This is a genomic window from Actinomadura fibrosa, assembly GCF_900659615.1.
GTDB classification, from domain to species: Bacteria; Actinomycetota; Actinomycetes; order Streptosporangiales; family Streptosporangiaceae; genus Spirillospora; species Spirillospora fibrosa.
Genome location: NZ_CAACUY010000347.1, coordinates 1 through 7,655, shown reverse-complemented (window position 1 = coordinate 7,655; position 7,655 = coordinate 1). Strand labels below are relative to the sequence as shown.

General features: G+C 74.6%; 6 protein-coding genes. 3 read left to right on the top strand and 3 right to left on the bottom strand.

Features of this window, described 5'->3' with window-relative positions:
* Positions 1 to 378 precede the first annotated feature (378 nt).
* On the bottom strand, positions 379 to 924 hold the full coding sequence (locus E1300_RS45630) for an NUDIX hydrolase (protein ID WP_131763508.1): 546 nt from the start codon (positions 922 to 924) through the stop codon (positions 379 to 381).
* 72 nt (positions 925 to 996) lie between these two features.
* Here E1300_RS45630 and clsA point away from each other — a divergent pair, with 72 nt between their 5' ends.
* The gene (gene clsA / locus E1300_RS45625; RefSeq protein ID WP_131763507.1) at positions 997 to 1,704 is read left to right on the top strand and encodes a cardiolipin synthase ClsA; all 708 of its coding nucleotides are present in this window, start codon (positions 997 to 999) and stop codon (positions 1,702 to 1,704) included.
* Positions 1,701 to 4,199: a mannose-1-phosphate guanyltransferase gene (locus tag E1300_RS45620; RefSeq protein WP_131763506.1), complete on the top strand. Its 2,499-nt coding sequence runs from the start codon at positions 1,701 to 1,703 to the stop codon at positions 4,197 to 4,199. Before clsA ends, E1300_RS45620 begins: the two co-directional genes overlap by 4 nt.
* A gap of 25 nt (positions 4,200 to 4,224) precedes the next feature.
* Here the strand turns inward: E1300_RS45620 and E1300_RS45615 are convergent, their stop codons facing one another.
* On the bottom strand, positions 4,225 to 5,655 hold the full coding sequence (locus E1300_RS45615; protein WP_242619816.1) for an aminotransferase class V-fold PLP-dependent enzyme: 1,431 nt from the start codon (positions 5,653 to 5,655) through the stop codon (positions 4,225 to 4,227).
* An 87-nt stretch (positions 5,656 to 5,742) separates the two neighbouring features.
* Positions 5,743 to 7,368 carry an ATP-binding cassette domain-containing protein gene (locus E1300_RS45610; protein WP_131763504.1) on the bottom strand — a complete coding sequence of 542 codons (1,626 nt, stop codon included), beginning with the start codon at positions 7,366 to 7,368 and terminating at the stop codon, positions 5,743 to 5,745.
* 75 nt (positions 7,369 to 7,443) lie between these two features.
* On the opposite strand from E1300_RS45610, the gene E1300_RS50915 reads away from it, so the two are divergent.
* A partial coding sequence (locus E1300_RS50915; RefSeq protein ID WP_165503295.1) for a glycoside hydrolase domain-containing protein occupies positions 7,444 to 7,655 on the top strand: 212 nt, incomplete at its 3' end.

Genomic DNA, 7,655 nt, shown 5'->3' with positions numbered 1-7,655 from the left:
CGCGCGTGGGCGCGCGGGCATGCCGGGCGCGAAACGCCGGGGCGGGGGAGTGCCGCCGTGTGGGGGTGCGGCGGAGCCGGGCGCGCCCGCCGCCCTGGCAGAGGCGACGGGCGCGCGGCTCGGGCGGCCGATGTCCGGCGTTCTCAGCGTGGCACGGCCGCCGTACGCCGCGGTATCCGTGGAAGCACGCACAGCGCCATCACGGAAAGTAACCTCCGCAGCACCTTCGGGGTCCTGCCCGGCCCGTCAGCCGGACGTGCCCCAGCCCGCCTCAGCCGGGGCCCGGCGGACGTCCGGATTCCTGACCGGCACTGTCAAGCGCGCCCTCGGGCCGGCCTCCGAGGCCGGCTTCCCGGTGAGGTGTTCCTGTCCCGCGGGTCAGGGTGCCGTCCGGCCCGTGCCGCCGCCCTCGGTGAGCAGGAACAGCAGGCCGGCGAGGGTGGAGCCCGAGCCGATCTCGCCGCGCGCGGCCAGCCCGGGGACGTCCGCGAGCGGCACCCACTCGATCCGCTCGGCCTCGACGTCGGTGGGCTCGCCGACCCGCTCGGCGCCGTCGGCCCGGAAGACGTGGTGGATGCCGTCGTGCACGCCCGGCGACGGCGGGACCGTCAGCAGCGGCCGCAGCGGCCCGGCGCGGTAGCCGGTCTCCTCGACCAGCTCGCGGGCGGCGGCCTCGGCGGGCTCCTCGCCGTCCTCGACGCGCCCGCCGGGGATCTCCCAGCCCCAGCGGTCGGTGATGAACCGGTGCCGCCAGATCAGCAGCGCCCGGCCCCGCCCGTCGACCGCGATCACGCCGGCGGCGGGCCGCACCCGCAGCAGGTGGTGGTCGAAGCGGCGGCCGTCGGGCAGCTCGACGTCGGCCAGCCGTACGCTCATCCAGGGGCTGTCGTACACCGACCGCTCCCCGTGCACCGTCCATCGCATGCCCGAACGCTATCGGGGGCTTTCAAAGCTTTACCGGTAAGGTCAGGATCAAGGGGACAGGGAGGCGAGTCGGTGAGCGCTGAGGTCGGCGGGGCGCCCGGGCAGGACCGGATCCTCACGGTGCCCAACGTGTTGAGCCTGGCCCGGCTCGTCGGGGTGCCGCTGTTCCTGTGGCTGGTCCTCGCCGAGCAGGACTGGTGGGCGCTCGGGCTGCTCGTGTTCGCGGGGCTGTCCGACTGGCTGGACGGCAAGCTCGCGCGGGCGCTGGACCAGACCAGCCGGCTCGGGATGGTCCTCGACCCGGCGGCCGACCGGCTCTACATCTTCGCGACGCTCGTCGGGCTGACGGTCCGGGACATCGTCCCGGTGTGGCTCGTGGTGCTGCTGGTCGCCCGGGAGGCCGCGATCACGCCGATCGCGCCGATCGTCCGGCGGCTCGGCTACGGCGGGACGCTGCCGGTCCACTTCATCGGCAAGGCGGCGACGCTCTGCCTGCTGTACGCCTTCCCGCTGCTGCTCCTCGGCGACCACGACGGCGGGGCGGCGACCGCGGCGAAGGTCATCGGATGGTCCTTCGCCATCTGGGGGACGGCCCTGTACTGGTGGGCGGCGGTCCTCTACTGGGCGCAGACGCGGCAACTGGTGCTGGCCGGCCGCGTGGCGCCACCGGCCGGCGCCCCGGAGCGGGCGGGCGCGCCGGACCCCGCGCCGGACCCGGGCGTCCCGCCCGGCGCGGATCCGTCGGCCGGCGATCCCAAGGGAGCTGAGACCCCCCGATGAAGGCCGTCGTGATGGCGGGAGGCGAGGGGACGCGGCTGCGTCCGATGACCGCCAACCAGCCCAAGCCCCTGCTTCCGCTCGTCAACCGGCCGATCATGGAGCATGTGCTGCGGCTGCTCAAGCGGCACGGCTTCGACGAGACCGTCGTCACCGTCCAGTTCCTCGCCGCCCTGATCCGCAACTACTTCGGGGACGGCGAGGAGCTCGGCATGTCGCTGAGCTACGCGACCGAGGAGATCCCGCTCGGCACCGCCGGCAGCGTGAAGAACGCGCAGGAGGCGCTGCGGGACGACCGGTTCCTGGTCATCTCCGGGGACGCGCTCACCGACATCGACCTGACCGACATGGTGCGCTTCCACAAGCGGAACGGGGCGCTTGTCACGATCGGGCTGAAGCGGGTCCCGAACCCCCTGGAGTTCGGGATCATCATCGTGGACGAGGAGGGGCGCGTCCAGCGGTTCCTGGAGAAGCCGACGTGGGGGCAGGTGTTCTCCGACACCGTCAACACCGGCATCTACGTGATGGAGCCGGAGGTCCTCGACCACGTCGCGGCGGGGGAGGTCGTCGACTGGTCCGGGGACGTGTTCCCCAAGCTCCTGGCGGAAGGCGCCCCGCTGTTCGGGTACGTCGCCGACTGCTACTGGGAGGACGTCGGCACCCACGAGAGCTACCTGAAGGCGCAGGCCGACATGCTGTCCGGGCAGGTCGGGATCGAGCTCGGCGGGTTCGAGATGTCCCCGGGCGTGTGGGTCGCCGAGGGCGCCGAGGTCGACGCGGAGGCCGTCCTCAAGGGGCCCCTCTACATCGGCGACTACGCCAAGGTCGAGGCGGGCGTCGAGCTGCGCGAGTACACGGTCCTCGGCAGCAACGTGGTCGTGAAGGAGGGCGCGTTCCTGCACCGGGCGGTCGTCCACGACAACGTGTTCGTGGCGCCGTCCACGAACCTGCGCGGCTGCGTGATCGGCAAGAACACCGACATCATGGCCGGCGCCCGCGTCGAGGAGGGCGCGATCGTCGGGGACGAGTGCGTCATCGAGGCGGAGGCGTACGTCTCCAGCGGCGTCAAGGTCTACCCGTTCAAGACGATCGAGGCGGGCGCGGTCGTCAACACCAGCGTGATCTGGGAGTCGCGGGGGCAGCGCAACCTGTTCGGGCCGCGCGGGGTGAGCGGCCTGGTCAACGTGGAGATCACGCCCGAGCTCGCGGTGCGGCTGGCGAGCGCGTACGCGACGACGCTGACCAAGGGCACGACGGTCGTCACCGGCCGCGACGTGTCCCGGGCGGCGCGCACGCTGAAGCGCGCGGTGATCAGCGCGCTGACCGCGAGCGCGATCAACGTGCTGGACCTGGAGGCGACCCCGCTGACCGTCGCCCGGTTCGAGACGGGGCGCGCCGACTCCGCGGGCGGGATCTACATCCGCACCACGCTCGGCGACCCCCAGGGCGTCGACATCATCTTCCTCGCCCCGAACGGCGCCGACCTGTCCCAGGCCGCGCAGCGCAAGCTGGAGCGGGTCTTCGGCCGGCAGGAGTACCGGCGGGCGTTCCCCGGCGAGATCGCCGAGCTGAACTACCCGCCGCGGATCGTGGAGACCTACACCCGCGACCTGCTGCGCTGCGTTGACACCGGCGGGGTCCGCGAGGCCGGGCTGAAGATCGTCCTGGACAACGCGGGCGGCACGACCTCGCTGGTGCTGCCGAACCTCCTCGGCATGATGGGCGTGGAGGTCCTCACCCGCAACAGCGGCCTGGACGAGGCCAACCCGACCGAGACGCTCGCCGAGCGGATGCGCGACCTGGAGCGCCTCGGCGAGCTGGTGTCGTCGTCGCGGGCCGCGTTCGGCGTGCGGTTCGACCCGGTGGGGGAGCGGATCTCCCTGGTGGACGAGAACGGGGAGCTCGTCGGCGACGACCGGGCCCTGCTCGTCATGCTGGACCTCGTCGCCGCCGAGCGGCGCGGCGGCCGGGTGGCGCTGCCGGTGACCACCACGCGGGTCGCCGAGCAGGTCTGCCGGTTCCACGGCGTGCTGGTGGAGTGGACCTCGACGTCCCAGGACGTCCTCACCAAGGCCGCCGCCCGGCCCGACGTGATCTTCGCGGGGGACGGCCGCGGCGGCTTCGTGATGCCCGAGTTCAGCGGCACCGTCGACGGGATCGCGGCGTTCGTCCGGCTCGTCGGGCTGGTCGCGCGGACCCGGCTGACGCTGTCGCAGATCGACCGGCGGATCCCGGAGGCGCACCTGCTGCGGCGGTCCGTCCCGACGCCGTGGGCGGCCAAGGGCAGCGTGATGCGGCACGTCGTGGAGGCCGCCGGCGGCCGCCGGATCGACACCACCGACGGCGTGCGCGTCGTCGAGGACGACGGCCGCTGGGTGCTCGTCCTGCCGGACCCGGCGGAGGCGGTCACGCACCTGTGGGCCGAGGGGCCCGACGCGGACGCCGCGCAGGAGCTGCTGGAGGAGTGGGCCGCCGTCGTCGAGCGGGCCGGGTCCTGAGGGGGCTCCAGGGCCGGAAGCGGGCTCAGCAGCGCTCGCGGGGCCTGAGGCCGGCGGCGTCGGGCTCCCGGTCGCCGTACGCCTCCGCCAGGAAGCCGGCGAGCCGCTCCACGTCCGCGACGTTGGACACGAGCCCGACGGACGCGCGGACCGCGCCGCCGCTCGGCAGCCCCAGCAGGTCCAGGTAGGCGTCGAGGGTCGGCGCGCCGCGGCGCGCGGTGCCGCGCAGCGCCCGCTCGGGGATCGCGAACGCGCCCTCGCCGGCGCCCGGGTTGCAGAAGCAGCCCGTCCGCACGCAGATCCCGGCCGCGGCGGTGTCGCGGGCGAGGATCCGCTCGTCCACGACCCGGCCGCGGCGGTCGAGGATGTTGAACGCGACCGTGCCGCCGCGCCCGTCCGTCCCGGCCGGGCCGTAGAGCCGGACCAGCGGGGAGCCGTCGGCGTGCGCCAGCCCGGCGAGGCGGCGCAGGAGCCAGGACGTCAGGCACTTGACGCGGCGGTGGATCACGTCCATTCCGATGGCCCCGACCCAGTCGAGGCCGACCTCCACGTCCGGGATGGACAGGAAGTTGAGCGTGCCGTCCTCGAAGGCCGTCTCGTCGGGCGCGAGGACGTGCCACCCGGCGAGCGCGCTGACGGCCTGGATCGTCCCGCCGGAGAACCAGGGGCGGCGGAGCCGGGCCAGCGCCTCGCGCCGGGCGACCAGCGCGCCGACGCCGGTCGGGTACCCGAACACCTTGTACCAGCTCACCGGGACGAAGTCGGGGTGGACGGCGCTCAGGTCGAGGGGGTTGGCGGGGACGAACGCGGCCGCGTCGAGCAGGACGTCGTAGCCGTGCTCGTGGGCGAGGGCGATCCAGTCCAGGGGGTGCTGGACGCCCGTGAAGTTGCTCTGCGCGGGGAAGGCGAGGAGCCCGCGCCGCCGGCCGAGCGCGGCGCGGACGGCGTCGTCCGGGACGCGCAGGTCCGGGCCGCGCACGGGGAGGTGGACGACCCGCGCCCGGCGCGCCCGCGCGAACTCCCTGATCCCGTTCACCGAGTTGTGGTTGTCGCCGGTCAGGACGAGCCGCGTGCCGCGCCCGAAGGGGTAGGCCTCGCCGACCAGCCGGCACGCGCCGGTGGCGTTCGGGGTGAAGACGACCGCGTACTCGTCGGGGGAGGCGTTGAAGAACTCCAGGACCGCCGCGCGCGCCCGCTCGACGAGCCGGGTGGAGGCGCGGGACGAGGGGTTCTCCGAGTGCGGGTTGCCGTAGCAGCGGCGCGACAGCCGCTCGGCGTGCGCGCGGTACTGGGCGAGGGCCGCCACGCCCGAGCCGGTGTAGTCGAGGTAGACCTGACCGTCCGCGTCGAGGTGCGGGTACTCGGCGGCGCGCAGCTCGTCGAGGCGGCGCGTCGCGGCGTAGCCGGGGAGGGCCGCCGGCGCCGCGCCGGCATCGAGATCGGATGACGCGCTCACATCGCACCCCCCGGTGGACAAACCATCACATTCCCCATCAAGGACGGTCGAAAATCCCAGTTATGAGCGCAAGGGGATCTCATGACCTTATTCGGACGAAGTTGGGGCATTCGGGGTCCGGTGCGCGAGGACGGCCCCCGTGGCCGCGAGGAACACCGCGGAGAACGCGCCCAGCACCGCCCAGTCGAGCGCCACGGGCCGCCCGAAGGTCTCCCCGTACGAGGCGAGCAGCGGCGGCCCCAGCGGCGACCGCCCGGACGCCCACAGCCCCTCCACGCCGAGGCTGTGCCCCAGCCCCTCGAACGCCCACCGGTTCGACATCGCGTAGCTCAGCCACCGCCCGGGCGCCGCCATGACCGGCACGGGAAGGATCGCGCCCACGAAGAGCACCTGCGGGAAGCACAGCATCGGCAGCGCCATCGTGGCCTGCGCCGGGTCCGTCACGGCCGCCGACACCAGCAGGCCGAGCGCCAGCGCCGCCAGCGAGCACAGCAGCAGCGTGACCAGCAGCTCCCCGTACGTCCGCCAGCCCACGGGCGGCAGCCGGTCGAGCCACCGCAGGACGCCGAGCATCGCCGCGTCCACGACCGCGAGCAGCGGCAGCAGCACGGCCGCCTTCGCCAGCACGTACGGCCCCACCCGCAGGCCGGTCAGCCGCTCCCGCCGCAGCACCGGCAGCTCGGGGCAGATCTGGAGCAGCCCGTAGGTGAGCCCGAAGAAGAACCCGCCGAAGGCGATCCAGAACAGGATCATCACGGTCGCGGAGGGGCTCGGCGACGCGGGCGAGAACGCGCCCGGCCGGAACAGGACCGCGAACATCGCGAGGACCATCAGCGGCGACCCGGCCAGCACCGCGAGCGTGAGCCTGCTCCGCGTGAGGAGGTCCGCATTGCGCCGCGTGAGCAGCGCCCACTGCTGCCACGCCCCGACCCGCCGCCCCGCCCCGGGCTCGGCCTCACCGGGGCGGGCGAAGCGGGCGGTCCAGTCGTGCGGGGTGCCGCCGCCGGCGAGGCGCAGGTAGATGTCCTCGACCCTGCCCGCCCGGAACTCCGCGAGGGCCTCGTCCGGGGGGCCGTAGAACGCCAGCGTGCCGTCCAGCGCCAGGACGGCGACCTGGTCGCAGAAGGCCACGTCCGGCGGCTGGTGCGTCGTGAGCACCACGGTCGTCCCGGAGTCCGCGAGGCCGCGCAGCAGCCCCATCAGCTCGGCCGCCGTCGCCGGGTCGAGCCCCGAGGTCGGCTCGTCGAGGAAGAACACGCCCGGCCGCGCGAGCAGCTCGGCCGCGATGCTCGCCCGCTTGCGCTCACCGCCGCTCAGCGACCCGACCCGCTGCCCGGCCCGCCCGGTCAGCGCCAGCGCGTCCAGGACGGCGTCCACGGCCCGCTCGGCGCGCTCCGGCGGCGTCCCCGCGGGCAGCCGCAGCCCGGCCGCGTACCGCAGCGTCCGCCGGAGCGGCATCTCCCGGTGGACGATGTCGTCCTGCGGGACGTACCCCAGCCCGCGCCCGGCGCCCGGAGCCCCGTCGCCGGAGCGGCGGACCTCGCCCTCGGACGGCGGACGCACCCCGGCGATCGCGTCCAGCAGCGTGGTCTTCCCGGCCCCGCTCCCGCCGATGATCGCGACGAGCTCGCCGGTCCCGATCGTCAGCGACACGTCCCGCAGCGTGCGGCGCCCGCCGCCCGCCCGCTGCCCGACCCCGCGGACCTCGATCATCACGCCTGCCCCCGCCCGTGGCCCACGCGCCCGCGACCCCGCGGCGGACGCTCCCCCGACGACGATGGCCCGTTCTTGATCAGGAGTCCAGGGACCCGCCGTCGGCGCCGTCAGTCCACGAGCGCGTCGTCGGGGGCCCCGGCCGCGAGCTCGGCGAGGACGCCGAGCGCCCGCCCGAGCGCCTCCGGGGGCGGCGAGGCGGACGCGCGGGACGCGGCCGCGCAGGCGGCGTGGTGCGGGATGCCGGACGACCGCCCGATCTACTTCGCCGTCGACTGGGACGCCAC